Consider the following 26,644-nt stretch of genomic DNA (forward strand, 5'->3'; position numbering starts at 1 on the left):
GTTTGGTAGTAATAGTAAGCAAGGCCTTCTTCTGTGGGAAAGTCTTATTTCCTTTTTGTTTTCAATGCCTTGCATGCGTGAAAACCTTGTGCCTGGTGAGAGGGGTAACTGGGTGCCCGATTGGGGAGAAGCTGAAAAAAACTTTCCAGCCTGTGGGTAAGTGGCCTGTTGTTCTTTTTTTCTGCCCATGTTTGTCCACAGGCCTGGAGTGCCTTTTGATCCGGGGAATTGCCCCCTGTGCAAGGGCCAAGCTGGCGCATGCGGGATGTAACCGAGTTACATGGGGGCGAAAAACCAAGGCCTCGGAGGCCTGGTGGCAAACCCAGGGCGTGGGGTTACGACAGACGCCAGCGTGGAAAAAGTTGAAAAGAATTTTTCGCCAGCGGTGGGGCAAAAGGCGCGGCCACCGTGGCTGTCTGCATCCAGGCGTCTGTGAATGCGCAAATACAGACGAAAAAAAGCAGGCACAAGGCCTGCAAAGAGGGTTGAAGCCCCGGCCATGGCGGCCGGGGAGGGCGTAGGCGCTTTATGCGCCGGCCGGAGCGGGCATGGCACGCGGCCCTTGGCCACGCTCATGGCCTTGGCCGTGACCGTGGGCACCGCCATGGCCTTTGTGCATGCGCTGTCCATGCATGGGCATGGCGGCATCAAAGGCTTTTTGCTGGGGCGGATTCAGGCTGGCGTAGAAGGTCTTGGTGGCGCTTTCGCGGCGTTCGGCTGCGGCATTGCGTTCCTTGCGCAGGGTTTGCATTTGTTCAATGCGCTGGGGCGTGGTCAGCTTGCTCCAGGCTTCACGGTCCATATGTTTGCCCTGGCGTTCGGCGGGTTGGGTGCCATCCACAAACTGCTTCCAGGAAGCTTCTTGGGTATTGCTCAGCTGCAGCAGGGCTTTCAGGCGCTCCATATGCTGGGCATGCATGGCGGTGCGGTCCATGGCGTGACGTTGGCCGCGCTGAGCACCCATATGGGGGGCTGCTGGGGCTGTAGCGGTGGCAGCGGCCGTGGTCGGTGCCGTGTTGCTCTGGGCCCAAACGGGGAGGGTGAAGGCGCCCGAGATAGCGGCAGCGGCGGCCGTGGCCAGCAGAGTGCGTTGCAGGATTGCCATGGTGATGTCCTTTCCTTCTGAAGTGATGAGGCCCGCTGCACGTATCAAGATGTGCAGCGGTTGAAGGTCAGTGTGCGTGTTGTCTGTAAGCGTCCCATGTGCAGATGGTGATGCTGTGTAAAGTAATGCGAAGCCGGCGTTCACCGTCGCGGTGGGATGGCGTAGAAAATATGCAATGTTTTGGGCTTCTCAAGCAGACTTGGTGCGCTTGAGAAGCTCTTGTTTTGATAGATGGTAAATGGGGCCTGGCCAGAGCCGGCGGCCCCATGCTTTGGGAAGGAAAGGTGGCTGCGTGTTCAAGAACATGATCGTGTACCGCATTGCGGCGCAATGGCAGGGTGCACTGGAGCAGCTCGAAGAGGCGCTGCAAAAGACCCCGTTCACCCCTTGCGGGGCGACACAGGAAAAGTCTTCAGGCTGGGTGCCGCCACGGGGCGAGGAACATGGCCTGTTGGCCGAAAGCGTGGGCGGACAGTGGGTGCTGCGCTTTATGAGCGAGAGCAAGATGCTGCCGGCCAGCGTGCTCAACCGCAAGGTGGCCGAAAAAGCCGATGCGATTGAAAAAGAGTTTGGTCGCAAGCCGGGCAAGAAGGAAAAGCAGGAGCTCAAGGACGAGGCCAAGCTGGACTTGCTGCCCATGGCCTTCACCAAGCAAGGCGGCATGTGGGTGTGGATGGATCCGCAGGCCCATCTGCTGGTGCTGGACACGGGCTCTCAGGGCCGGGCCGACGAGGTGGTGACCTTGCTGGTGGAAGGCCTGCAGGGCTTTGGCGTGGCGCTGCTGGACACCCAGACCAGCCCCCAGGCCGCCATGGCGCATTGGCTGCTGACGCAGGAGCCACCGGTGGGCTTTTCCATCGACCGCGAATGCGAGCTCAAGGCCGCCGACGAATCCAAGGCTGTGGTGCGCTATGCCCGCCATCCGCTGGATATCGACGAGGTCAAGCAGCATGTGGAGCAGGGCAAGCAGCCCACCAAGCTGGCCATGACCTGGGACGACCGCGTGAGCCTGCTGCTGACGGATACGCTGCAGGTCAAGAAGATCGCCTTTCTGGACAGCGTGCTGGACGAGGCCGGCGACGAAGGCGGCTTTGACACCGATGTGGCCATTGCCACGGGCGAGCTGGGCCGGTTGATTCCCGACCTGATCGAGGCCCTGGGCGGAGAAGGCCGCACCGAACTGGGCCAGGATCTGCCGGCATCGCTGCCGCCGGCCGAAACGCTGGCCGTGCGTGTGGCGGGCGCAACTGGCAAGGGCCAGGGCACGGTCACCGGGCCGGCCGATGCACCCGTGGATAGCGCGCCCGGCGAAACGCCGTTTTAAGCGCGTATTTACCTAAGGCGCCGCCAAGCCTGCAGGGCCTTACCGCCCCAGCAGGCTGCGGGCCACAAGCTCCTTCATGATCTCCGAGGTACCGCCGTAGATGCGCAGCACGCGTGCATCGGTCCAGAAGCGTGAGATGGGGTATTCGGCCATGTAGCCGTAGCCGCCAAACAGCTGCAGGCAGGCGTCGGCCACGCGGCTGAAGAGTTCGGTGGTGTGCAGCTTGAGGGCGGACACGGCCTCGGGCGTGAGTTGGCCCTGGGTATAGGCGTGGACACAGGCGTTGAGAAAGGCCTCGGCCGCGGCAATGTCGGTGGCGCACTGGGCCAGGGTAAAGCGCGTGTTCTGGAACTGGGCAATGGCCTGGCCGAAAGCCTGGCGCTGCTGCACATATTCCAGCGTGGCATCCAGCGCGCCACGTGCGCCGTACAAGGCCTGCACGCCGATGATGAGGCGCTCGCGTGGCAGCTCGCGCATCATCTGCACAAAGCCCTGGCCTTCCACACCGCCCAGCAGGGCATCGGCGGGCACGCGCATATCCTCGAAAAACAGCTCCGAGGTATCGCCTGCGTGGTGGCCTATCTTGTCCAGATTGCGCCCGCGCGAAAAGCCGGGCGTGCGGGTGTCGACGAGGAACAGGCTCACGCCCTTGGCGCCGGCCGAGGCATCGGTCTTGGCGGCCAGCACCAGCAGGTCGGCATGCTGGCCGTTGCTGATGAAGATCTTGCTGCCGTTGATGACATAGTCGTCCCCATCCTTGCGCGCCGTCGTGCGCAAGGCCTTCAGGTCGCTGCCTGCACCGGGCTCGGTCATGCCGATGGCGGCCACGGCCTCACCGCTGGCCATGCGTGGCAGCCAGTAGGCCTGCTGGGCCTCGGTGCCGCAGTGCAAGAGATAGGGCGGAACAATGTCGTTGTGCACCTGCAGACCGCCCACAAAGCCCGCATAGCCACGGCGCGAGAGCACCTCGACCACGGCGAACGAAAACTGCACGGGGGCGCCCGGGCCGCCATGGGCATCGGGCACATCGGCGCACAGATAGCCTTGCTCGCCCATCTTCAAGAACAGCTCGCGCGGCACCTGCCCCGCCTTCTCCCAGGCCGCGTAGTGGGGCTCGATCTGGTCATCGCAAAAACGCTCCAGCGACTGCCTGAAAAGATCCAGCTCGGCGCGCTCCTCTGCGCTCAAAAAGTGATTGGTCAACATGCCCTGTCTCCATGGGTTTTGGTATTAACTCTGTGCTTTGTGGGCAGCCCCTCACCCCAGCCCTCTCCCCGAAGGGGCGAGGGAGTAAGGCACAGGGCGCCGCACACAAAACTGGCAGAGCCCAAGTCAGGGACAGCGAGCAAGGGCCGCCCCGCAGCGAGGCTGTCGTCCCCCTTTGGGGGAAGGCGCCGAAGGCGACTCAGGGGGGAGCGGGTTACACCCGCTCAAACACTGCCGCAATACCCTGGCCACCGCCGATGCACATGGTCACCAGCGCATAGCGGCCGCCGGTGCGGTGCAGCTCGTAAATGGCCTTGGTGGTGATGATGGCGCCGGTGGCACCCACGGGGTGGCCCAGGGAGATGCCGGAGCCATTGGGGTTGACCTTGGCCGGGTCCATGCCCAGTTCCTGGATCACGGCGCAGGCCTGGGCGGCAAAGGCTTCGTTGGCCTCGATCACATCCATGTCCTGGATCTTCAGGCCGGTGCGCGCCAGCACTTTTTGCGTGGCCGGCACGGGGCCTATGCCCATATAGGCCGGGTCCACGCCCGCATGGGCATAGCCCACCAGGCGGGCCAGGGGCTTGAGGCCCAGGGCGGCCACGCGCTCGCCCGAGGCCAGCACCACGGCGCCTGCGCCGTCGTTGATGCCCGAGGCATTGCCTGCGGTGACGGTGCCGCCGTCCTTTTTGAAGGCTGGCTTCATGCCGGCCAAGGCGTCGACCGTGGTGCCGCCGCGCACATGTTCATCGGTGTCGAACAGCACGGTGCCTTTGCGGGTGGCGATTTCCACCGGCACGATTTGCTCCTTGAAGCGGCCGGACGCTATGGCGGCGGCTGCACGCTGCTGGCTGAGCACGGCCAGCTCGTCCTGCATCTGGCGGCTGATCTTGTAGCGCTCGGCCACGTTTTCGGCGGTGATGCCCATGTGCAGCTTGTGCCAGGGGTCGTGCAAGATGCCCAGCATGTAGTCGATGCTCTTGGCGTCCCCCATGCGCTGGCCCCAGCGTGCGGCCTGGTCGAAGTAGGGGCCACGGCTCATGGATTCCGAGCCACCACCCACGGCGATCTCGCAGTCGCCCAGGGCAATGGCCTGGGCCGCCGAGACAATGGCCTGCAGGCCGGAGCCGCACAGGCGGTTCACGTTGAAGGCGGGCGTCTCGATGGGGCAGCCGGCATCGATGGCCGCCACGCGCGAGAGGTAGGCGTCCTTGGTGTCGGTGGGAATCACATTGCCCATGACCACATGGCCCACGGCATCCGGTGCAATGCCGGCACGGGTGATGGCGGCCTTCACCGCCGTGGTGGCCAGCTGGGTGTTGGGTACGTCCTTGAGGCTACCGCCAAAGGTGCCGATGGCAGTGCGTGCAGCGCTGATGACAAAGATGTCGCGGGTGGTCATGAACAGGTCTCCTTGGTCTTGAAATACACCATTGTGCAGATGTTGCTTGGGCGCGCAGCCGCCTGCGTGTCAGGCAGGCGGCCCGGCGGGCCTCGGGTCAGCGGCCCTGAAAGCTGGGCTTTTGCTTGGCCTGGAAGGCGGCAATGCCATGGCGCAGATCTGGGCCGTGGGCGCAGGCCATAAAGGCCTGGGTTTCGGCCGCGAGCTGGGTGGGCAGGTCGTTGTACATGCCGGAGCGCATCAGGCGGCGCATCTGGCCCAGGGCCTGGGTGGGGCCGGCCGCCAGGCGCTGGGCCAGGCCTTGCACGGCGGTATCGAGTTCGGCAGGGGGCAGGGTGCGGTTGATGAGGCCCAGGCGCTCGGCCGTGGGGCAGTCCAGGGTCTCGCCCAGCATGGCGATCTCCAGCGCGCGGGTGAGGCCTACGCGGCGTGGCAGCGCCCAGGAGGCGCCCACGTCGCAGCTGGTGCCGATGTTGATATAGGCCAGGTTAAAGCGCGTGCCTTCGGCGGCATAGATGAAGTCGGCCTGCAGCATCAGCGACAAACCAGCGCCTGCGGCCACCCCATGCACCTGGGCAATGACGGGGGCGTTGATCTGCGCCAGCAGCTCCACGGCCTGGTTCAGGGGGCCCAGCAGATCGGCCGCGCCTTGCGCTGGGTTGTCGGCCAGCGTGGCCAGATCGCCACCAGCCATAAAGCCCCGGCCCGCACCGCGCAGCACCAGGCAGCGCAGGGTGGCGTCGGCAGCGAGCTGCTGCATGGTTTGCAAAAAGGCCTGGGCCATGGGGACGTTGATGGCGTTCAAGGCCTCGGGGCGGTGGAAGGTGAGGGTGGCGATGGCGCCATCACGTTCCAGCAGCAGGGGGAGTTGTTCGGGCTTGGACAAGCGTGCTCCTTTTGAGAGAGCTTTCAGCGCTTTCTGCCACTGGTTTTCAGGTATTTTTGTGCCTGAAATCCTTTGTCATAAAGCGCTACTAGCTCATTTTTTAATGGTCAGCTCTCTCCCCTTTCCGGGAGACTTGGGAGGGAGACCTGCGGTCTAGGGACTTCAATAGGGTTGGTGTCGTACATGCTGCGGCCCCCATCCCAACCTTCCCCCGGCGGGGGAAGGAGCCATACCGGCGCCTATTGGTACAACGCGTCAATTTCGACGGCATAGGTCTTGTAGATGCTGGAGCGCTTGACCTTCATGGTGGCGGTGACTTCACCGTCATCGTGGTCCAGCTCCTTGGTCAGCAAATGGAATTTGCGTATGCGCGAGACCTGGGCCAGGCGCTCGTTGCCCTGGGCGATCTCGCTGTTGATGAGCTCGCGCACTGCGGGCGTTTCCACCAGGGAGCGGAAATGGGTGAAGGGAAGGCGCCGTGCTTCGGCCCATTTGCCCACGGTCTCCAGATCGATCTGCACCAGAGCGCTCACGAACTTTCGGCCCTCTGCCACGATGATGCATTCCTTGATGTAGGGGCTGCCCTTCATGGTGTTCTCGATCTCGGAGGGCGTGAGGTTTTTGCCGCCGGCCGTGATCATGATGTCCTTGAGCCGGTCCACGATCTTGAGCTGGCCTTGCTCCTCGCGCACCACGTCGCCGGTATGCAGCCAGCCGTTCTGTATGGACTGGGCCGTGGCTTCGGGGTTTTTGTAATAGCCGGCAAACACCATATCGCCCTTGATCTGGAACTCACCGTTGTCCGCCACACGCCAGTCCAGGCCGCGGATGGGGGGGCCCACCGTGCCCACCACCACCTTGTGCAGCTCATGGCCGGTGACCATGCCCGAGGATTCGGTGAGGCCGTAGACCTCAATCAACGGCACGCCAATCGAGCGAAAGTAGCGCACCACATCGGGTGGAATCGGGGCTGCACCGGTGAGCGCCACGTGCACATCGCGCAGGCCGATGAAGTTTTGCAAGGCGCGAAAGACCAGCCAGTAGCTGGCGGCCTGGGCCAGGCGCTCTGACAGGCTCCAGCTGCTGCGCGGTTTTTCGGCCAGTGGCGCGCAGGCGGCGAGCGCACGGTGGTACAGGGCCTGGCGCAGGCTGCCGGTTTCCTGCATCTTGATGTTGATGGAGGCGTGCAGTTTTTCCCAGATGCGGGGCACGCCCAAAAACATATTCGGCGCGACTTCGCGCAGGTCTTCCTGCACCGTGCGTATGGACTCGCCGAAATGGATTTGCGCGCCCAGGTAGATGGGGCAGAAGGTGGTCAGCATCTGCTCGGCCACATGGCACAGCGGCAGATAGGACAGATGGCGCGAATCGCGCGACAGGCCCAGGCGCTGGGCAATGCCGGGCACCACGCCGCGTATATTGCGCCAGGAAATCATGGCGCCCTTGGGCGCGCCTGTGGAGCCCGAGGTGTAGATCATCAGGCCGATGTCATCCAGCGTCTGGCGTGCCAGGGCCTCGTCAATGGGGGCCTGGCTGGCGGCCTGGGCGCCCAGCTTTTCCACCTCGTCAAAACTGGCGATCAGGGCGCGCTGCGCGGGGGCAAAGCTGCGCAGGCCCTTGGTCTCCATGACGATGATTTTCTTGAGGCGTGGCAACTGCTCCAGCGCCTCCAGCACCTTGTCGGTCTGCTCCTGGTCTTCGCAGACCATGATTTCGATGTCGGCATGGCCCACCACATAGGCCACCTCGGGTGTGGGGCTGGTGGGGTAGACGCCCACGGTGACCGCGCCCACCAGGCCAGCGCCCATCTGGGCAATCACCCATTCGATGCGGTTTTCGGCAATCACCCCCATATGGCCGCCGCGAGGCAGGCCCAGCGCCACCAGGCCCAGGCCGAAGTGGCTGGCACGCAGGTCAAATCCCGCCCAGTTCGTGGGCTTCCAGATGCCAAAGTCCTTTTGCCGTATGGCAACCCTGTCGGCATCGGTTTGCGCACGCTGGCGCAGCATCTGGGGCAGGGTGAGTTCAGGGATGTTCATATCGTCTGTGATCCGTTGTGTCATGCACTAGCTCAGGGCGCGCAGCGCCTTATGACAACCATCTTTTGCGACGTTTGTAGTGCTTGATGTCCTTGAAGCTCTTGGCTTCGCCGCTGCCACCCATGCCCAGGTAGAACTCGCGCACATCGGCGTCTTGCGAGAGGCGCTCGGCCGAACCGTCGATGACGATCTTGCCGTTCTCCATGATGTAGCCGCTGTGCGCCACGGCCAGGGCCACGGTGGCGTTTTGCTCCACCAGCAGCATGGAGGTGCCGCGCTCGGCATTGATGCGCGCGATGATGGCGAAGATGTCTTCGGTGAGCTTGGGGGAAAGGCCCAGTGAGGGCTCGTCCAGCAAGATGAGTTCGGGTTGGGCAATCAACGCCCGGCCTATGGCCAGCATCTGCTGCTCACCGCCCGAGAGATAGCCCGCCAGCCCCTTGCGACGCTCGAACAGGCGCGGAAAGTAGCTGTAGACCAGGTCGAAATCGGGCTTGGCCTGGCCGTTGCTTCGTCCCGTGAGTGCGTAGGTGGAGGCGATCAGGTTCTCCTCCACCGTGAGGTCTTCAAACACGCGTCGGCCCTCCATGACATGGGACAGGCCCCGACGCACCAGTTGCTGAGGCGCGTACTGCGCGGTGGACTGGCCGTTGTACAGCACGCGGCCACTGGCCAGCAGCCCGTCCTCCAGCGCGAGCAGGCCGGAGACGGCCTTGAGCGTGGTGCTCTTACCCGCGCCATTGCTGCCCAGCAAGGCCACGATCTGCCCGCGTGGCACGCTGAGGGACAGGCCGCGCAGGGCCTGCACCACCTTGTTGTAGATGACCTCGATATTGTTGATTTCGAGGACGTTCGCTGTGCCTGTGTCTGTCATGGTTGTGCTTCAGTTTTCACGGTGCATGCTGGGACTGCGATGCGGGCATGGCGCGGCCCAGGCCAGAGACGCCGAGCAAGGGCCGCCCCGCAGCGAAGGTGTCGTCCCCCTTCCCGCAGTGCGCAGCAATGCGAGAGAAGGGGGAAGCAGCGAAGCTGCTCAGGGGGATGCATCAGAGTTTTATCCAGTCGGAGGCTGGCAGCATCTTCTGGGCCTTCATATCGGCCTGGTAGACGCGGCCCACGGGGATGGAGTTGCCCTTGATGGTGATGGGCGTGCCGATCAGGCCTCCGGTGTCGAAGTCCTTGAGGCTGTTGAGTCCTGCCTTGAGGTTGGCTCCCGTCAAAGGCTTGCCCGCGTCCAGGCAGCGCTTGGCCGACTCCAGGAACAGCATGGCCGCCAGAAAGCCCTGGATATAGGCCGTGCTCTGGTAAGTGGGGCGCAGGGCGCGGATCTTTTCCAGCATGGGCGCTTTTTCCGTGTCGTAGTAGTAGCGAAAAGGCATGACACCCATGAAGCCATCGCCGGCCTCGCCCATCTTCATCACGGTGGAGCTGTCCATGGTCCAGAAGGTGCCCATCCATTTGGACTTCATGCCCTGCTGTTTGCCCTGGCTGATGAACTCGGGAATGGGGGCCAGGATGTAGCCGTGGAAGATGGTGTAGTCGGGCGCGGCGCGGCGCAGCTTGATGACCTCGGTGGACACGTCCACGCTGCCTGCAGGCGTCATGATCTTGATGGCAACGGACAGGCCCAGCTTCTTGGCCTCGGCCTCGCTGCGCTCAATGGGGTCGCGGCCGAACTCGGAGTCTGAATAGACGAAGGCCACCTTGGCGCCCGGCTTTTCCTTGGCGATGTGCTTGAGCAGGATGCCGAACATCTCCGTGTAGTCAGGGCCGACCAAAAACTGGTTGGGAAACTTCTTGGGGTCGTTGAGTTCGGAGGCGAAGGAGGCACCCGCCATCAAGATATTGCCGTTGCGGTCCAGCTCGGGGTTGATGGTTTTGGCAAAGCCGGTGGAGTCGCCGTAGTAGAGGTTGACCTTGTTCTGGCTGGTGATCTTCTTGAATGTGGCCACCGAGACATCGACCTTGTAGCCCGTGTCTTCGCCCACGTATTTGACCTTGCGGCCCTTGATGCCGCCTGCGTCGTTGACGATCTTCACGTAGTCGGCAATGCCGGCATTGATGCCCACGCCTGCAAACGCAAACACGCCGGTCATGGGAATCGAGCCACCGATCACGATGTCTTCCCCCGCCTGGGCATGGGCCAGCATGGGAATGCCCAAAGGGGTGGCCATGGCGGCGCCAGCGGCGAGCAGCAGCGAGCGGCGGCGGGAATTTGGTTGGTTGTGCATGCTTGTCTCCTTGGTTTTTTTGAGGTGTGGCAACCGCTTGGTCCAAAGCAGCGGCGCCGGAGGCGCCGGGGAGGCTGCTTTAATTTCGGAAGGGCCACAGATGGAAGAAGCGGCGTATGCGCCGCCACATTTCTGCGAGCCCCAGCGGCTCGAACACCAGAAAACCGATGATCAACAGCCCGAACAGCATGGTGCGCACGGGCGAGAGAAACACCGTGTACTCGCTGCCACCGGGCAGCAGGTCGACGATGAGCTTGAGCAGCTCGGGCACCATGGTCATGAAGACCGCGCCCAGAATGCCGCCCAGGATGGAGCCCATGCCGCCCACGATGATGGCTGCGAGGAAGAAGATGGACATCAGCAGCGGAAAGCTCTCGGGGGTGACCACGCGAAAGAAGTAGGCCCACAGCCCGCCGGCCACGCCCGCGTAGAACGAGGACAGTCCGAAGGACAGCAGCTTGTAGCGCAGCAGCGGTATGCCCAGCACCTCGGCAGAGATGTCCCGGTCGCGTATGGCGATAAAGGCCCGGCCGATGCGGGTGCGAAACAGATTGGCCGCACCGATGAGCATGACGATGGTGACGGGCACGATCAGCCAGTACAGCCGAAACGAGGTGTCGAGCTCCATGCCGAACAGCTGGGCCGGCGGCATCGAGATGCCCGCGGTGCCACCCGTGATCGCCAGATTGGCAAACAGAAAGTGGGCAATGAACGAGGCCGCAATCGTGGCGATGGCCAGGTACAGGCCTTTGACGCGCAGCGACGGTATGCCCACCACGATGCCACCCACCATGGCCACCAGGCCGCCTGCCAGCAGGTTGACGGCAAAGGGCAGATTCCAGCGGGTCTGCAAAATGGCCACCGTGTAGGCGCCCAGCCCCATAAAGGCGGCCTGGCCCAGGCTGACCAAGCCGGTGTAGCCGGTCAGGATGTTGAGCCCCGTGGCGCTGGCCACGTTGATGGCGACCAGGCAGGCCAGGTAGAGCCAATAATCGCTGGCCACAAAGGGAAACAGCAGCAGCAGGGCGCCGGCAATGGCCAGCCACATTTTCTGCGTGCGGGAGTCGAACAGCGTTGCGTCGGCAACGTAGCTTTCCTTGAAGGTTCCTATGCGCATTGCGGGTTTCCTAGAGACGTTCGATTTCGCGGGTGCCGAACAGGCCGTAAGGGCGCAGCATGAGGATGAGCACCAGCACGATGAAGGTGGCCAGCAGCTTGTATTCGCCGCCCAGATAAGAGCCGGCCAGGGCCTCGACCAGGCCGATGAGCAGCCCGCCAATGAGTGCGCCCAGCACGCTGTCCAGCCCGCCGACGATGACCACCACCAGCACGGACAGACCGAATACGCCCATGGACGAAGAGATGCCGCCTATGGAGCCGACGATGATTCCCGAGACCGCGGCGATCATGGCCGAGACCACCCAGGACAGAGAGAACACGCGTGGGACGTTGATGCCCACCGAATAGGCCGCGGCCTGGTCGCTGGCCGTGGCGCGCAAGGCCACGCCACCGCGCCAGAAGCGAAACAGCAGCAGCACGGCGGCAATGAACACGCCCGCCACCACGGCACCCCAGGCCACCTTGGGCGCGAGAAAGGCCTCGCCTATGACGATGGGGTTGCTGGGCATGAACTCGATCAGGCGGCGCTGGTCGGCCGTCCAGATCATCTCCACCAGGCCCACCAGCACCGAGGCCAGGCCCACGGTGACCATGAACACCGAGATTGGTGGCTCGCCCAGCAACGGGCGGATCATGGTGCGCTCTATGACCGCACCCAGCAGGCCCGTGCCCAGCACGGCGGCGGGAATGGCCAGCCACAGCGGCAGCGCGAACATGGAGGCAAAGGTGAAGAACAGATAGGCACCCACCATGAGCAGCTCGCCGATGGCGATATTGACCACGCGCGTGGCCTTGTAGACCATCACAAAGGCCAGGGCAGCCAGGGCGTACAGACCGCCGCTGGCCAGGCCTGTGAGGCTGATTTCAAACAGATAAGCCCAGTCCATCACGCGACTCCTTGTGCCGTAGCGGCCGCTTGCAGTTTGCGGCGCAGCTCGCCCACATCGCCCGAGCCCAGATAGGCCCGGCCCACCTCGGGATCGGCCTGTACATGGGCCGGCAGGCCCTGGGCAATCACCTGCCCGAAATTGAGCACCACCACGTGATCGGACAGGTCCATGACCATGCCCATGTCGTGCTCGACCATGAGCACGGTGACGCCCCATTCGGCACGCACATCAAGGATGAAGCGCGCCATGTCCTCGGTCTCTTCGCGGTTCATGCCGGCCACGGGCTCATCGAGCATGAGGATCTCGGGCTGCATGGCCAGGGCGCGTGCCATTTCCACGCGCTTTTGCAGGCCGTAGGACAGTGCGGCCACGGGGGCGTGGCGGATATGGTCGATCTCCAGGAAATCGATGATGCGCTCCTCGATGTCGCGGCGCAGATCGGCTTCTTCGCGGCGCGCACGGCCCATGTAGAGCAATGCATCGAAGACATTGGTTTTGAGGTGGGCGTGGCGACCCAGCTTGATGTTGTCCAGCACCGTCATGCCGCGAAATAGCGCAATGTTCTGGAAGCTGCGCCCCAGGCCCAGGCGGGCACGCTGCGGTGCGGGCACCCGGGTGATGTCCTGGCCGCGAAAGCGTATGGAGCCCCCGGTGGGCCGGTAAAAGCCCGAGATGGTGTTGAACAGCGAAGTCTTGCCTGCGCCGTTGGGCCCGATCACGGCGGTGATGGAGCCGGGCTGCACCGCAAAGCTCACCCCCGACAGCGCCTTGACGCCGCCAAAGGCCAGCGTGACGCCGTCCACTTGTAACAAAGGGGTGGACGCCCCCCGGATTGGTTTTGTCTCCATCGGTCTTCTGCTGCCATTTGTTTTTGTTAGAACAGGAATCTACTGGTGCGTAGATTGTTTACTCTCGAGTAGATTCTGGTGGTAACACTCCACTTGGAGCATTGGTGATTTCCCCGGTGTAATACGAGCTATGAAGAAGTTGACCGTCGAAACCAAGACCCGTCGGAACAAAAGCAACCCGTCCACGGTGGATTCGCCCTGGGCCAGTGCCCCCGATCGCGAGCGCCAGCGTGAGGTCAAGCGCAATGCCGTGCTGCAGGCTGCAGCCCAGCTGTTCAATGAGCGCGGCTTTCATGCCACCTCGCTGGATGACATCGCTGCACGGCTGAACGTCAGCAAGCCCACGCTGTACTACTACGTGAAGAACAAGGACGAGATCCTGTTGCAGTGCGTGAACAAGGGCCTGAGCATGACCCTGGAAGGCATAGAGGCCTCGCGCAAGGCAGGGGGCAAGGCCATAGACCAGTTGCGCGCCTGCATGGAGGCGTATGCGCGCGTCGTCACCCTGGACTTCGGCATGTGCCTGATTCGCGTGGGTGACGAGCAGGTGCCTGCCGAAAGTCGCAAGGAGCTGCGGCGCCAGAAATCCGCCATAGACCAGGCTTTCAGGCGCCTGGTGGCCGAGGGGGTGAAGGAGGGCACGGTCGCGCCCTGTGACCCCAAGATGACGGCCTTTGTGATTGCCGGTGCCTTGAGCTGGATAGGGCGCTGGTACCAGCCCGGGGGCGAGTACCCGGCCGAGGAGGTGGCCAAGCGCTGCATAGACACGTTGCTGGCGGGCGTGCTGCTGCGTGAGGATTCATCTGCAGCCGGGGGGCAGACCTCGGCACCCCAAACGCCGGCCAAAGCGGTCAAAGTGCAGGAGAAAGCCGAGGCCCGCAAGCCCGCTACCGCCCGGAAAGTGGCGGCAACGGCGGCCGCTGCGGCACAGAAGACCGTGGTGCCAAAGGCCGCGCGCAAGCGCACGGCCGGCGCTTGAATCGGCGCCTGGCTGGGACCTGGTTTACTGCGGCCTGGTATCGGCCGGCTGGGCTGCCAGATCGTCCAGGATGGGGCAGTCGGGCCTGTCGTCACCGTGGCAGCAATGCACCAGGGTTTGCAATGTGCGCTGCATGGCCTGCATGGCCGCAATGCGCTCGCCCAGTTCGGTGATATGCCGCTGGGCAATGCGCTTGACCTGGCTGCTGGCCCGGCCCTGGTCTTGCCACAGGCCTAACAGGGTCGCGATTTCCTCCATGGAAAAGCCCAGATCGCGCGAGCGGCGGATGAAGCGCAGCGTGTGCACATCGGCAGGGCCGTATTGGCGGTAGCCGCTGTCGGTGCGCGCCACGGCGGGCAGCAGGCCCAGCGACTCGTAGTGGCGGACCATGCGTGCGGACACCCCGGCGCGCTGTGCTGCGTCTCCAATCGAGACCGGCCAGTGCACCGGAGGGGCCGTCTTAAGCGGCGACTTGGTAGCCTTCTTCGGAGATGGCATGGCGCAGGGCCTCGCGTGTGGCTTGGCTTTGCACCACCACCTTGTTCTGGCCGCGATCGATCTGGATCTGGGCGGCAGCGTCCACTTCGTGCAGGGCATTGGTAACGGCGCGCTCGCAGTGGCCGCAGGTCATTCCGCTGACTTCAAATACATGTTCCATGGTGACGGTTCCTTGAGAGAAAAAAGGCATTCATTGCCGGGATGGGGGAATGATGAAGCTTGACATGATGGCAGAGTCAAGCGTTTGCAAGCGGTGTTCTCTGGTTTCACGTGAAACGCTGTGCTTTGCAGTGCGCGCACACGCACTGTGCATCGGATACGACAGCTACTGAAATCCAGTGCTTTCACGTCAGTTTCCCTGGTCTACGGAAAGCGGATGTCTGGCAAACTTTGCCTTTCCATCCAGGATTTGCATTTTTTTGCATTCAAGGTCGACAAGGGCTGTGCAGGTACTGGATCCATTGGTTGTTAGAGCTTGCGGAGGTTGTCGGTCATGAATGTTTTTGCGCTCATGCGGATGTTCACTATCAGGTTGCGCATGTTGGGTGCGATCGCCGTGGTGTTGCTGCTGCTTGGCATGCTGGGGGGCGCAGGAATGTGGGGAATGTTCCGCATCCAGTCCATGAGCCAGGACTTCCGCACCAGCTCGTATGAAAAGGTGCAACACCTGTCGCAGCTGCGGGCCAGCCTGGGACTGGTGCGCCAGTACGAGAAGGACATGATCATCCAGTACGAAAACCCGGAGCGCGTGACCAAGGCCAAGGCGTCGTGGATCCAGGGGCTGGAGCAGGTCAAGACGGTGGCCCAGCGGTTTGTGGGCGAGATCAGTGATGCGGATGACCTCATCGTCCAGGACCTGATGCAACGCATGAACAACTACCAGAAGCTGTTTGAGCCGGTGGTGCGCCAGCTGGAGGCCAATGGCTATGACACGGCCACGATTGCCTATCGCATGGGCAACAAGGCCATGACCGAGCTGGCGGAAGTGGACGCCCTGGTGCAAAAGCTGGCCCAGGTGCTGCAGGATGAGGCCGATGCCGCCCAGCTGCGTGAGGCCACGGTGGCGGAGCAGACCCAGTGGCTGTTCCTGCTGTCGGTGGTGATCACCGTGCTGGTGGTGGCACCGCTGACGCTGCTGAACATGGTGTCCATTTGCCGCCCGCTGGAAGCGGTGCGCCGCATGGCCCTGGCCATTGCCAAGGGCGATCTGTCGCAGCAGATACGGGTGGAAGGCAAGGACGAAGTGGCCGATCTGCAAAACGCTTTGAAGGAGATGCGCCACAGCCTGAACCATATGGTGGGTCAGGTGCGCGATGCCAGCGGCAACATCGGCACGGCCAGCCAGGAAATTGCCACTGGCAACTCGGATCTGTCTTCGCGTACCGAGCAAACGGCCGGCAATCTGCAGCAGACCGTGGCGTCGCTGATGCAGCTGACCTCGACGGTGCAGCAGACCGCATCGTCTTCACAGCTGGCGAACCAGCTGGCCAGCTCGGCCAGCGATACGGCATCGCGCGGCGGCGCCATCGTGCAGCAGGCGGTGCAGAGCATGCAGGACATCTCGGCCTCCAGCCGCAAGATTGGCGACATCATTGGCCTGATCGACTCCATCGCCTTCCAGACCAATATCCTGGCGCTGAACGCGGCCGTGGAAGCGGCCCGCGCCGGTGAGCAGGGCCGTGGCTTTGCCGTGGTGGCTGGTGAGGTGCGCTCCCTGGCGGGTCGCAGTGCGGAAGCCGCCAACGAGATCAAGCGCCTGATCCAGACCAGCGTGACCGCCGTGGACGGCGGTGTGCGCCATGTGGAAGAGGCCGGCAAGACCATGCAGGAAATGGTGGATGGGGTGCGCCGTGTCGGCGACATCATTGGCGAGATCACGGCCGCCACCAGCGAACAGTCGGCCGGTATTGGCCAGCTGAACCAAGCGGTGGGCGATATCGACCGCATGACCCAGCAGAATGCGGCGTTGGTGGAGGAGGCATCGGCCGCCGCAGACTCGCTGCGCGACCAAGCCGCACGTCTGTCTCAGGTGGTCAGCCAGTTCCACTTGGACCAGGCACTGCTGCATCAAGAGCATGCACAAGGCGGCATGGCAGCCTCTTTTGCTGGCATGCCCGCACCGCGCAGCCCTGCGCGTGTGGCTGCCGCATCGGGACCAGCCTTGCTGCGCTGATACGGCACCGCATAGCAAAAGGGCTTCCATCTGGAAGCCCTTTTTGTTTGACCAAATACCAGGATGCAAGGCCAATCCTGGTACATCAAACGGACGCACCCTAAGCCAGGGCACCGCGCAAGGGCCGCCCCGCAGCGCTGGTGCCGTCCCCCTCCCGCGTAGCGAGAGAGGGGGAAGACGCGAAGCGGCTCAGGGGGGGTTATTTCAACAAACCTTCGGCACGCATGGCCGCTTGCACGGCAGGGCGGCCCGCCATGCGACGGCGGAAAGCCTGCAAATGGCTGAGGTCGCCCAGGTCCGGACCCACCATCTGGGTCCAGTTGGATACGGTGAAGAGATAGGCATCGGCCACAGAGAAGTCGGGGCCGGCCAGGTAGTCCTTGCCCGCCAGCTCCTGGTCCACCCATTCAAAGCGCTTGCGCAGCTGGGCTTGCACGGTGGGTTTGTACTCGGCCGGTGTGTTGGGGTTGAACAGTGGCGCAAAGCCCTTGTGCAGCTCGGTGCCGATAAAGGTCAACCACTCCAGCACGCGGTAGCGGGCCATGGTGCCGGCTGCGGGAATCAGTTTTTTGTCTGGTACCTGGTCTGCCAGGTACTGCACGATGGCAGGGCCTTCGCGCAGGGTCTGGCCATCATCCAGCACCAGGAAGGGCACATAGCCCAGCGGGTTGATGCTGTAGAAGTCGGTGCCGTCCTGGAGCTTGTGGCTCTTGGTACTGGCCAGAATGGCCTCGTAAGACAGGCCGGATTCCTCCAGCACGATATGGGGAGACAGCGAACAGGCGCCGGGGCTGTAGTAGAGCTTCATGGTGTGTGGCATGCCCGAGAAAGGGCAGGGGTTGAACACCGCAACATGCTAGCGCAGGGGGCTGTTCCACGTGAAACAGGCTGCGTAGCTGGGTCTAAAGTGTTGATTCAGAAGGGGCCAAAGACAAGCTCTGCAAAGGGTGGGAAAATCTAAGGTTCGCCATAAGCCCACCAACGCTTGCACGCTGTCCGCACTGATGCGCAGCTAGCGCCTGCCGCCAGCGACGGAGTTTGAACATGCTGTATCCCCAAGAATTTGATGTGATCGTCGTCGGTGGCGGTCACGCCGGCACCGAAGCCGCACTGGCTGCCGCCCGCATGGGCAGCAAGACGCTGCTGCTGACCCACAATATTGAAACCCTCGGCCAGATGAGCTGCAACCCGTCCATTGGCGGTATTGGCAAAGGCCATCTGGTGAAGGAGGTGGATGCCATGGGCGGTGCCATGGCCCTGGCCACGGACAAGGGCGGTATCCAGTTTCGTATTCTGAATAGCTCCAAGGGCCCGGCCGTGCGTGCCACCCGTGCCCAGGCCGACCGCATTCTGTACAAGGCCGCCATCCGCGAGACGCTGGAGAACCAGCCCAATCTGTGGCTGTTCCAGCAGGCGGTGGACGACCTGATGGTGGAGGGCGACCGCGTGGTGGGTGCCGTGACCCAGGTGGGGATCAGCTTCCGTAGCCGCACCGTGGTGCTGACTGCTGGCACCTTCCTGGACGGCAAGATCCACGTGGGCCTGGACAACTATGCCGCGGGCCGGGCAGGGGATCCGCCAGCCGTCACGCTGTCGGCTCGCTTGAAGGAGCTGAAGCTGCCCCAGGGCCGCTTGAAGACCGGCACGCCCCCGCGCATTGATGGCCGCAGCATCGACTTCAGCCAGTGCACCCAGCAGCCCGGCGACGGCATGCCCGGTGGCATCAACGAAGGCCATGTGCCGGTGTTCAGCTTCCAAGGCAATGCGGCCATGCACCCGCAGCAAATGCCTTGCTGGATCACCCACACCAATGAGCGCACGCACGAGATCATCCGCAGCGGCTTTGACCGCAGCCCCATGTTCACCGGCAAGATCGAGGGCGTGGGCCCGCGTTACTGCCCCAGCGTGGAAGACAAGATCAATCGCTTTGCCGACAAGGACAGCCACCAGATCTTTCTGGAGCCCGAGGGCCTGACCACGCACGAGTACTACCCCAACGGCATTTCCACCTCGCTGCCGTTTGATATCCAGTACGCACTGGTGCGCTCCATGAAGGGTCTGGAGAACGCCCATATCCTGCGCCCCGGCTATGCCATCGAGTACGACTACTTTGACCCGCGCGCGCTGAAGAGCAGCTTCGAGACGCGCCAGATTCAAGGCCTGTTCTTTGCCGGGCAGATCAATGGCACGACGGGCTATGAAGAAGCCGCGGCCCAGGGCATGTTCGCCGGCATCAACGCTGGCCTCCAGGCACGGGGCCAAGGCCCGTGGACGCCGCGCCGCGATGAGGCCTATCTGGGCGTGCTGGTCGACGACCTGATCACCAAGGGCGTGACCGAGCCCTACCGCATGTTCACCAGCCGGGCCGAGTTCCGCCTGCAGCTGCGTGAAGACAATGCCGATATGCGCCTGACCGAGATCGGCCGCCAGCTCGGCGTGGTGGGTGATGTGCAGTGGGAGATGTTCAATCGCAAGCGCGATGCTGTTTCACGTGAAACAGAGCGCCTGAAAGCCACCTGGGTGAATCCGCGCAACCTGCCGGCTGCCGAGTCCGAGCGTGTACTGGGCAAAAGCATCGAGCATGAATACAACCTGTTCGACCTGTTGCGTCGCCCCGGTGTGGAATATGCCGCGCTGATGGGCATGGATGGTGGCCGGTACGCCGCAGCCGAGGTGTCGCAGGAAAACCTGGGCGAGCTGCGCGATGGCGTGCTGGAGCAGGTGGAGATTGCGGCCAAGTACTCCGGCTACATCGACCGGCAAAAGGACGAGGTGCAGCGCGCCGCCCATTACGAGGCGTTGAAGTTGCCGGCAGAGCTGGACTATATGCAGGTGGCGGCCTTGTCGATCGAGGTGCGGCAGACGTTGCAAAAGCACCGCCCTGAAACCCTGGGCCAGGCTTCGCGTATTTCCGGCGTCACGCCGGCTGCCGTGTCGCTGCTGATGATTCACCTGAAGAAGGGTGGCTTCAAGGGCTTTGCCCCCGGCCGCACCACGGTTGAGGAGTCCCAGGCATGAGCGCGTTGAAATTGCGCACTCAACTGGAGCAGGGCGCCCAGCAGCTGAATCTGGGCCTGGGTGCGGTGCAGATCGATACCTTGATGGCTTTTCTCGATCTGCTGCAAAAGTGGAACAAGGTCTACAACCTGACGGCCGTACGCGACCCGCAGGAAATGCTGACCCACCACCTGTTGGACAGCCTGGCCGCCGTGCCGGCGCTGCGCCGCCATGTGGATAGCCTGGGCAAGCAGCCGGGTGAGCGCGTGGCCCAGCTGGATGTGGGTTCGGGCGGTGGCCTGCCCGGTGTGGTGTTTGCACTGTGCTGCCCCGAGGTGGATGTGCACTGCGTGGACACCGTGGCCAAGAAGGCAGCCTTTCTGCAGCAGGCAGCGGTGTCGCTGAAGCTGCCCAACCTCAAGGGCATCCACGCGCGCGTGGAAAGCCTGGCCGGTCCCTACGACATCGTCAGCTGCCGGGCCTTTGCCTCGCTGGTCGATTTCAGCACCTGGTCACGCGCTGCGATTGCTCCGCAAGGGACTTGGCTGGCCATGAAGGGCAAGCGGCCGGATGAGGAGATGGCAGCCCTGGGCAAGGACGTGGCAGTGTTTCACGTGGAACCTTTGCAGGTGCCTGGTCTGGACGCCGAGCGTTGTATTGTGTGGATGAAACCTGTTTCAAAGACCAACTGAACGTGCATCGCCTCTCACCCTCGCATAAACTGATGGTTGTTCGATGGGGGTGAGGGCAGTGGCTGCTCACAGCGTGGCAGCCAGCAAAGCCCCCGCTCTCATGGAAAGGCCAGGCCGACTGCTTGGCCTTTTCCCTTTGTACACAAGTACTTGTATCTGTTCTTGTGGTGCAAATGGATGTGTTTTTTTCAGCTGGTGTCTTGGCACCAGTCCTACCTCTGCAGCATCTTCATGGCCAAAATCTTCTGTGTTGCCAACCAAAAAGGTGGCGTCGGCAAAACCACTTCGGCAGTGAACCTGGCCGCAGGCCTGGCCAAAATCGGCCAACGCGTGCTGCTGGTGGACCTGGACCCTCAGGGCAATGCCACCATGGGCTCGGGCGTGGACAAGCGCGCGCTGGAGTTGACCGTCTACGACGTGCTGCTGGAAAACGCCACTATCAAGGAGGCCGCGCTGCATTCCGAGCAAGTGGGCTACCACGTGCTGGGAGCCAACCGCGAGCTCAGCGGAGCCGAGATCGAGCTGGTGTCGCTGGAGCGCCGCAACGAGCGCCTCAAGGGTGCGCTCAAGGCGGTCGACGGCGACTATGACTTCGTGCTGGTGGACTGCCCACCTTCGCTGTCCATGTTGACCTTGAATGGTCTGTGCGCAGCCCATGGCGTGGTTGTGCCCATGCAGTGCGAGTACTTTGCGCTGGAAGGTCTGACCGATCTGGTCAACACCATCAAGCAGGTGCATGCCAATATGAACCCCGACCTGGAGATCATCGGCCTGCTGCGCGTGATGTTTGACCCCCGCACCACGCTGCAGCAGCAGGTCAGCGACCAGCTCAAGGAGCATTTCGGCGACAAGGTGTTCGACACCGTCATCCCGCGCAATGTGCGCCTGGCCGAAGCCCCCAGCTACGGCCTGCCCGGCGTGGTGTTCGACCCTTCCGCCAAGGGCAGCAAGGCCTTCATCACCTTTGCCAAGGAAATGGTGGCGCGCATCAAGAAGATGCGTATCTGACCGTGAGTAAAAAAGGCTTTTTGCGCAGGTGCAGAGCGCGCGAACAGCTATCAAAACGCAAGCAATGACCGTTTTCAACCCTTCCGATGTGTGGCTGCTGCCGGGCTGGCAGGACTCGGACGCCGGCCACTGGCAAAGCCGCTGGCAGCAACGCTGGGGCTACCAGCGCCTTGCGCAACATGACTGGCAGCGCCCGCTGCGGGGGGACTGGTCGGCGCGCCTGCAGGACCAGCTGGTGGACGCACCGGCACCCGTGGTGCTGGTGGCACACAGCCTGGGCTGCATGCTGACGGCCTGGTGGGCCGCGCATTCCCCGCTGGCCCGCAGCAAGGTGCGGGCCGCCTTGCTGGTTGCGCCGGGCGATGTGGAACAGCAGGATCTGCGCCAGCAGCTGCCGGGCTGGGCGCCGGTGGCGCTGCAGCCGCTTCCTTTTCCCTCGGTGCTGGTGGGCAGCCAGAACGACCCCTATTGCACCCCTGAGCGCGCCCAGGCCTTCGCCAAGGCCTGGGGCAGCCAGTGGGTGGACGCAGGCGCTGCCGGCCATATCAACACCGCCAGCGGGCTGGGCGACTGGGATGTCGGCCATGCCCTGCTGCAGAACCTGATGAAAGACAACTAAACCATGGCAACCAAGAAACCCAAGGGCCTGGGACGTGGCCTGGAAGCCTTGCTGGGCCCCAAGGTGGATGACAAGGCCGCGCAGGCCGAGGCCGTGCAATCCGGCCTGCCCAGCAGCCTGAATCTGGCGCAGATGGTGGCCGGTCAATACCAGCCGCGCACCCGCATGGACGAGGGCGCGCTGTACGAGCTGGCCGAAAGCATCAAGGCCCAGGGCATCATGCAGCCCATCCTGGTGCGGCAGCTGACCCAGGGCGACAACGCCGGCAAGTACGAAATCATTGCCGGTGAACGGCGTTTTCGCGCCTCCAAGATCGCCGGGCTGGAGAGCGTGCCCGTGCTGGTGCGCGATGTGCCCGACGAGGCCGCTGCCGCCATGGCGCTGATCGAAAACATCCAGCGCGAAGACCTGAATCCGCTGGAAGAGGCCCAGGGTCTGGCGCGTCTGGTCAACGAGTTTGGACTGACGCATGAGCAGGCCGCCCAGTCCGTGGGCCGCAGCCGCTCGGCCGCCTCCAATTTGCTGCGCTTGCTCAACCTGGCCGAGCCGGTGCAGACCATGCTGATGGCCGGCGATATCGACATGGGCCATGCCCGTGCGCTGCTGTCCCTGGGCAAGGCCGGCCAGATCACGGCGGGCAACCAGATCGCCGTGCGCAAGCTGTCCGTGCGTGAGGCCGAAAGCCTGGTCAAGCGCGTGACCGAAGAGGCCGATGGCACGGCCGCAGCCAAGGCCAAGCAAGTGGCCAAATCCCGCGATGTGCAGCGCGTGGAAGAGGAGCTGTCCGACCTGCTGATGGCCCAGGTGGAAGTGCGGGTCAAAAAGCGCGTCAAGCGCCACGGCAAGGTGCAGGACATGGGTGAGGTGTCCATACAGTTTGGCTCATTGGATGAGCTCAACGGCCTGATCGAGCGCCTGCGCGGTTGATTTGACCCTGTCCATATCAAAGCCTCCGTATGGAGGCTTTTTTCATGGGTCGCAGAGAATGGCTGGACGCCTCGGACTGCTCTGTTTGTTTCGTGATGTTTGTGAGCGCTCTCTGGTTGACGCTTTGTTGGCCACAACCTGATACAGGGCCTCAGGGTAACTGCTGTGCTTTGTCGGCATATGGAATGTTGGAATCGGTTCCACCTTATCGATCTCCACGTTCTTTCCACCACAGCCAAGCACGACATGACTCTTTCAGCCCTGATCAAGCCGTCGACACAGCTGGCACCGCCCCGCAACTCTCCCATGTGGCGCCCCGATTTCACCTGGGGAGTGGCCACTGCCGCCTACCAGATCGAAGGCGCGACCCGTGCAGATGGTCGCCTGCCTTCGATCTGGGATACCTACTGCGCAACGCCTGGCAAGGTGCTCAACGGTGACACCGGCGACATGGCTTGCGATCACTACCGTCGCTGGGCCTCCGATGTGGATCTGATCTCCGACCTGGGCGTGGATGCCTATCGGCTGTCCATTGCCTGGCCGCGTGTCATAGGCCTGGATGGGCAGCTCAACCATCAGGGTGTGGATTTTTATCGACGCCTGCTCGATCGTCTGGCCGACCTGGGCGTGCAGCGCTATGTGACGCTCTACCACTGGGACCTGCCCCAGCATCTGGAAGACCGTGGCGGTTGGCTGAACCGCGACACGGCCTACCGCTTTGCCGACTACGCCGACAAGATCAGCCGGGCCCTGCAAGGGCGTGTCACGGCCTGGTCGACGCTGAACGAACCCTGGTGCTCGGCCTATCTGGGCTACAGCCATGGCCGCCACGCACCCGGGCTCCGGCAGCCGCGGTACGCGCCCCAGGCCATGCACCACCTGCTGTTGGGCCATGGCCTGGCGCAGCCTGCGCTGAAAGCCAATGACCCGGGCGCGCAGCGCAGCATCGTGGTCAACATCGGCAGAGGCATGCCCGAAGACCCGAACAGCGCAGCCGACCGCGATGCAGCCCACTTGTTCGAGGTGCAGCAAAACGCCTGGGTGCTGGATGCGCTGCTTGAAGGCCGCTACCCGGACGAGCTGTTCCGCTTGTGGCCGGGCACCGAGCCCCTGGTGCTGGAGGGCGACATGGCACTGATCAGCCAGCCCCTGGATCACTTGGGCATCAACTACTACCACCGCAGCACCTTGCGCAGCGACGGAGCCCACGGATTTGTCGAAGTCTGCCGCCCCGGTGTGGAGCGCTCCCAGATGGGATGGGAGGTGGCTCCTGAGGCCTTTACCGAGCTGCTGGTCGGCTTTCGCCAGCGCTATGCCAATCTGCCGCCGATTGTGATCACCGAGAACGGCCTGGCCTCGGCCGATATGGTGGTGGACGGTGCCATCGAGGACCGCCAGCGCGTCATCTATCTGCAGCGCCATTTCGCGGCCGTGCACGACGCCATGGCTGCGGGAGTCGATGTGCGCGGCTATTTCGTCTGGTCGCTGATGGACAACTTCGAGTGGGCCTATGGCTATGAGCGGCGCTTCGGTCTGGTCCATGTCGATTACGGCACCCAGGAGCGCACGTTGAAGCGCAGTGCTAAGGGCTTGCAGGCCTTTTTGCGCGAACGCGCGGCTGGCATTGTTTGAGCCCATGGGCGCCCCAGATCCTGTCGCTGCTCGATCTGGAGAGTCAGGTCTGCTGGTGAGCCGTTTCGACCTCAAAGACCACGGCCTGTAGCATCTGCGTTTTCTCAGCAAGCGAGGGCGAAGACGAGATGGCGACCATCAAGGATGTGGCGAAACTGGCCGGGGTGGGCGTGGGGACGGCCTCTCGCGCGATCTCCGGGCGTGGCGCCATCGCCCCAGATACGTTGGAGCGTGTGCAGGCTGCAGCACATGCCCTGGCGTTTCGTCCATCGATGATCGCGCGAGCACTGTCGCTGAAGTCCGTGGGCATGCTGGGTGTCTATGTACCCACTTTCACCGGCTCCTTTTACGGGGCCATCCTGGCGGCGATCGATGCCGAGTTGCGCGCAGTCCAGCGCCATATGGTGGCTGCCAGTGGCTGCGGACAGGGTGATGCGCGTCAGCAGGCTCTGGATGGTGTGGATTTTCTGATTGCGCGGGAATGCGACGGCATTGTCGTGCTCAGCCATGCGCTGCAAGAGACCGACTTCATCGCGCTGCAGCAGCGTGCAGGGCAGATGGTGGTGCTGAACCGCGATGTGGCCAGCCTGGCAGAGCAGTGTTTTTCGGTGGACCACGCCCAGGCCGGCAGACTGGCTGCGCAGGCGCTGCTGGCGCAAGGCCACCGTGCCATGGCATTGATAGCAGGCCCGCAGCATGCCCCCGACAACCTGGCCCGGGTGGCGGGCTTTGAGGCGGAGCTGGCGCGCCATGGCGTGGTGGTTCAGGCCGCGCAGCGCTTTGACGGTGATTTCAGCTTTGCCAGCGGCCATGCCGCCGCCGACTACCTGCTTGCGGGCGCCGGGCGCGACTATACGGCGCTGTTCTGTGCCAACGATGAGATGGCCATCGGGGCCATTTCCAGACTCACGGGGGCCGGCTTGCGCGTGCCCCGGGATGTTTCGGTCATGGGCTTTGACGACAGCCCTGTAGCAGCCTATGGCGTGCCGCCGCTGACCACGGTGCAGATGCCCATGTGCGCGGTGGCCGTCAACGGCTGCCGCCATCTGATCAATCGCTGCTATGGGCTGGATCTGCCGGTGCTGCGCGCCTTTCCTGCGCAGCTGGTGTGGCGCGACTCCGTGGCTGCAGGGCCGCATCCCCCCTTGCACTGAGTGCCCACAAAAAAACCTCCCGAAGGAGGTTTTTTTCAGAGAGCACTGAGGCCTTACTTGCCGACCTTGAGCTGGCCGCCGCGGCCCAGGCCGCCCTTGACTTCCTGCGCCTTGTAGTTGCGCAGCGAAATCACCATGTTGTTGTAGGCGTCCATAAAGGCAGCCACGGTGGCCTTGCCTTCGGGAGTGCGCGAGAAGCCACCCATACCGGCTGCTGCACCGCCGCCCAGCGCGCCCACGGCTGCACCGAAGTTGGTGGATGTGGCGTTGCCTTCGGAGATGGAGATCTGCACGCCCGAGCGGATGTCGAACATGGACAGGGTCACGACCGACACCTTGCTTTGCATGGCACCGCCGACCAGGGCGCCCACGCTGCCGAACAGGCCGCCCACGCCGGCAGCCAGTTGGCCGGTGGCGTCGTTGTCGATGATGATGGAGGGCTCCATGAAGTAGTCAGCGGCCACGCGCTGGCCCTTTTGCTGCTTGGAGCCGGCACGGAATTCGCCCGAGTTGCGCTGCTTGTCGGTGATGTTGGCCAGCTTGCTTTCGGTGCGGTTGTTGCCGATGGAGGTGATGACAAAGCAGTTGGACTGCTGCACGGCCAGACGGATCAGGGGCTCGATGGAGGTGATCTTGGTGGCAGCGCCAAAGCTGGCATACCACTCCTTGCCGCGGCCATCGTCCACGGCCAGCGTGCCCAGGGGGGCATCGCAACGCTCCAGCGAGGGGTTGGCGTTGACGCTGGTAGCGCCACCAGCAGCACCCGTGGCGGCCGTGGGTGCGTTGCCGGTGGTGATGGTGCCGCCGCCAGGGGTGACGCAGCCTGCCAGGCCCAGCGATGCAGCCAGTGCAATCCAACGGAGGGAAGAAGTGGTCTTGGACATAAATGGATAACTCGTGAAAAAAGGGATGGAA

General features: G+C 63.3%; 24 protein-coding genes. 10 read left to right on the forward strand and 14 right to left on the reverse strand.

What is annotated here, in order from left to right:
- Window positions 1-526 precede the first annotated feature (526 nt).
- Window positions 527-1,105 carry a Spy/CpxP family protein refolding chaperone gene (locus ACA027_RS00130; protein WP_370680387.1) on the reverse strand — a complete coding sequence of 193 codons (579 nt, stop codon included), beginning with the start codon at window positions 1,103-1,105 and terminating at the stop codon, window positions 527-529.
- A 292-nt stretch (window positions 1,106-1,397) separates the two neighbouring features.
- Between ACA027_RS00130 and ACA027_RS00135 the strand changes: the two genes are divergently transcribed.
- Window positions 1,398-2,429, forward strand: coding sequence for a recombination-associated protein RdgC (locus ACA027_RS00135; protein ID WP_370680388.1), 1,032 nt, complete (start codon window positions 1,398-1,400; stop codon window positions 2,427-2,429).
- A gap of 39 nt (window positions 2,430-2,468) precedes the next feature.
- Here the strand turns inward: ACA027_RS00135 and ACA027_RS00140 are convergent, their stop codons facing one another.
- The 9 genes from ACA027_RS00140 to ACA027_RS00180 all read right to left on the reverse strand — a co-directional run bounded on the left by ACA027_RS00140 (window position 2,469) and on the right by ACA027_RS00180 (window position 13,050).
- Window positions 2,469-3,635: an acyl-CoA dehydrogenase family protein gene (locus ACA027_RS00140; RefSeq protein ID WP_370680389.1), complete on the reverse strand. Its 1,167-nt coding sequence runs from the start codon at window positions 3,633-3,635 to the stop codon at window positions 2,469-2,471.
- A 214-nt stretch (window positions 3,636-3,849) separates the two neighbouring features.
- Window positions 3,850-5,037, reverse strand: coding sequence for an acetyl-CoA C-acyltransferase family protein (locus tag ACA027_RS00145; protein ID WP_370680390.1), 1,188 nt, complete (start codon window positions 5,035-5,037; stop codon window positions 3,850-3,852).
- A gap of 97 nt (window positions 5,038-5,134) precedes the next feature.
- On the reverse strand, window positions 5,135-5,923 hold the full coding sequence (locus tag ACA027_RS00150) for an enoyl-CoA hydratase/isomerase family protein (protein WP_370680391.1): 789 nt from the start codon (window positions 5,921-5,923) through the stop codon (window positions 5,135-5,137).
- A gap of 239 nt (window positions 5,924-6,162) precedes the next feature.
- A complete protein-coding gene (locus ACA027_RS00155) occupies window positions 6,163-7,962 on the reverse strand; it encodes a long-chain fatty acid--CoA ligase (protein ID WP_370680392.1) in 1,800 nt (599 codons plus the stop codon).
- Between the two features lie 49 nt (window positions 7,963-8,011).
- Window positions 8,012-8,836, reverse strand: a complete 825-nt coding sequence (locus tag ACA027_RS00160; RefSeq protein ID WP_370680393.1) for an ABC transporter ATP-binding protein — start codon at window positions 8,834-8,836, stop codon at window positions 8,012-8,014.
- A gap of 172 nt (window positions 8,837-9,008) precedes the next feature.
- Window positions 9,009-10,193, reverse strand: coding sequence for an ABC transporter substrate-binding protein (locus ACA027_RS00165; protein ID WP_370680394.1), 1,185 nt, complete (start codon window positions 10,191-10,193; stop codon window positions 9,009-9,011).
- 79 nt (window positions 10,194-10,272) lie between these two features.
- A complete protein-coding gene (locus ACA027_RS00170) occupies window positions 10,273-11,310 on the reverse strand; it encodes a branched-chain amino acid ABC transporter permease (protein WP_370680395.1) in 1,038 nt (345 codons plus the stop codon).
- Between the two features lie 10 nt (window positions 11,311-11,320).
- Window positions 11,321-12,199 (reverse strand): branched-chain amino acid ABC transporter permease, encoded by an 879-nt coding sequence (locus ACA027_RS00175; protein ID WP_370680396.1) that lies wholly within the window; start codon window positions 12,197-12,199, stop codon window positions 11,321-11,323.
- Window positions 12,199-13,050 (reverse strand): ABC transporter ATP-binding protein, encoded by an 852-nt coding sequence (locus ACA027_RS00180; protein ID WP_370680397.1) that lies wholly within the window; start codon window positions 13,048-13,050, stop codon window positions 12,199-12,201. The genes ACA027_RS00175 and ACA027_RS00180 overlap by 1 nt, the downstream gene beginning before the upstream one ends.
- Window positions 13,051-13,180: 130 nt before the next feature.
- Here ACA027_RS00180 and ACA027_RS00185 point away from each other — a divergent pair, with 130 nt between their 5' ends.
- Entirely contained in the window at window positions 13,181-14,029 is an 849-nt protein-coding gene (locus tag ACA027_RS00185) for a TetR/AcrR family transcriptional regulator (RefSeq protein ID WP_370680398.1), read from the forward strand.
- 24 nt (window positions 14,030-14,053) lie between these two features.
- Here ACA027_RS00185 and cueR read toward each other — a convergent pair whose 3' ends face one another.
- Both cueR and ACA027_RS00195 read right to left on the reverse strand, forming a co-directional pair.
- Complete coding sequence (gene cueR / locus ACA027_RS00190) at window positions 14,054-14,527, reverse strand: Cu(I)-responsive transcriptional regulator (protein ID WP_370680399.1); 474 nt, start codon at window positions 14,525-14,527, stop codon at window positions 14,054-14,056.
- On the reverse strand, window positions 14,490-14,687 hold the full coding sequence (locus ACA027_RS00195) for a heavy-metal-associated domain-containing protein (RefSeq protein ID WP_370680400.1): 198 nt from the start codon (window positions 14,685-14,687) through the stop codon (window positions 14,490-14,492). Before ACA027_RS00195 ends, cueR begins: the two co-directional genes overlap by 38 nt.
- A gap of 333 nt (window positions 14,688-15,020) precedes the next feature.
- Between ACA027_RS00195 and ACA027_RS00200 the strand changes: the two genes are divergently transcribed.
- A complete protein-coding gene (locus tag ACA027_RS00200; protein WP_370680401.1) occupies window positions 15,021-16,700 on the forward strand; it encodes a methyl-accepting chemotaxis protein in 1,680 nt (559 codons plus the stop codon).
- 199 nt (window positions 16,701-16,899) lie between these two features.
- On the opposite strand, the gene gstA is transcribed toward ACA027_RS00200, so the two are convergent.
- The gene (gene gstA / locus ACA027_RS00205; RefSeq protein ID WP_370680402.1) at window positions 16,900-17,508 is read right to left on the reverse strand and encodes a glutathione transferase GstA; all 609 of its coding nucleotides are present in this window, start codon (window positions 17,506-17,508) and stop codon (window positions 16,900-16,902) included.
- Window positions 17,509-17,744: 236 nt separating this feature from the next.
- Between gstA and mnmG the strand changes: the two genes are divergently transcribed.
- The 7 genes from mnmG (at window position 17,745) to ACA027_RS00240 (ending at window position 25,729) form a co-directional block, all read left to right on the forward strand.
- On the forward strand, window positions 17,745-19,718 hold the full coding sequence (mnmG, locus tag ACA027_RS00210) for a tRNA uridine-5-carboxymethylaminomethyl(34) synthesis enzyme MnmG (protein WP_370680403.1): 1,974 nt from the start codon (window positions 17,745-17,747) through the stop codon (window positions 19,716-19,718).
- Window positions 19,715-20,389, forward strand: a complete 675-nt coding sequence (gene rsmG, locus ACA027_RS00215; protein WP_370680404.1) for a 16S rRNA (guanine(527)-N(7))-methyltransferase RsmG — start codon at window positions 19,715-19,717, stop codon at window positions 20,387-20,389. Before mnmG ends, rsmG begins: the two co-directional genes overlap by 4 nt.
- 231 nt (window positions 20,390-20,620) lie before the next feature.
- A complete protein-coding gene (locus ACA027_RS00220; protein WP_370680405.1) occupies window positions 20,621-21,397 on the forward strand; it encodes a ParA family protein in 777 nt (258 codons plus the stop codon).
- A 64-nt stretch (window positions 21,398-21,461) separates the two neighbouring features.
- Window positions 21,462-22,016, forward strand: coding sequence for an RBBP9/YdeN family alpha/beta hydrolase (locus tag ACA027_RS00225; protein ID WP_370680406.1), 555 nt, complete (start codon window positions 21,462-21,464; stop codon window positions 22,014-22,016).
- 3 nt (window positions 22,017-22,019) lie between these two features.
- A complete protein-coding gene (locus ACA027_RS00230) occupies window positions 22,020-22,943 on the forward strand; it encodes a ParB/RepB/Spo0J family partition protein (RefSeq protein ID WP_370680407.1) in 924 nt (307 codons plus the stop codon).
- A 246-nt stretch (window positions 22,944-23,189) separates the two neighbouring features.
- Window positions 23,190-24,575, forward strand: coding sequence for a GH1 family beta-glucosidase (locus tag ACA027_RS00235; protein ID WP_370680408.1), 1,386 nt, complete (start codon window positions 23,190-23,192; stop codon window positions 24,573-24,575).
- 128 nt (window positions 24,576-24,703) lie between these two features.
- On the forward strand, window positions 24,704-25,729 hold the full coding sequence (locus ACA027_RS00240; RefSeq protein ID WP_370680409.1) for a LacI family DNA-binding transcriptional regulator: 1,026 nt from the start codon (window positions 24,704-24,706) through the stop codon (window positions 25,727-25,729).
- 53 nt (window positions 25,730-25,782) lie between these two features.
- Here the strand turns inward: ACA027_RS00240 and ACA027_RS00245 are convergent, their stop codons facing one another.
- Entirely contained in the window at window positions 25,783-26,613 is an 831-nt protein-coding gene (locus ACA027_RS00245; RefSeq protein ID WP_370680410.1) for a hypothetical protein, read from the reverse strand.
- Between the last annotated feature and the right edge of the window lie 31 nt (window positions 26,614-26,644).

Origin of the sequence: Comamonas sp. GB3 AK4-5, from assembly GCF_041320665.1 — a bacterium.
Classification (GTDB): domain Bacteria; phylum Pseudomonadota; class Gammaproteobacteria; order Burkholderiales; family Burkholderiaceae_C; genus Comamonas.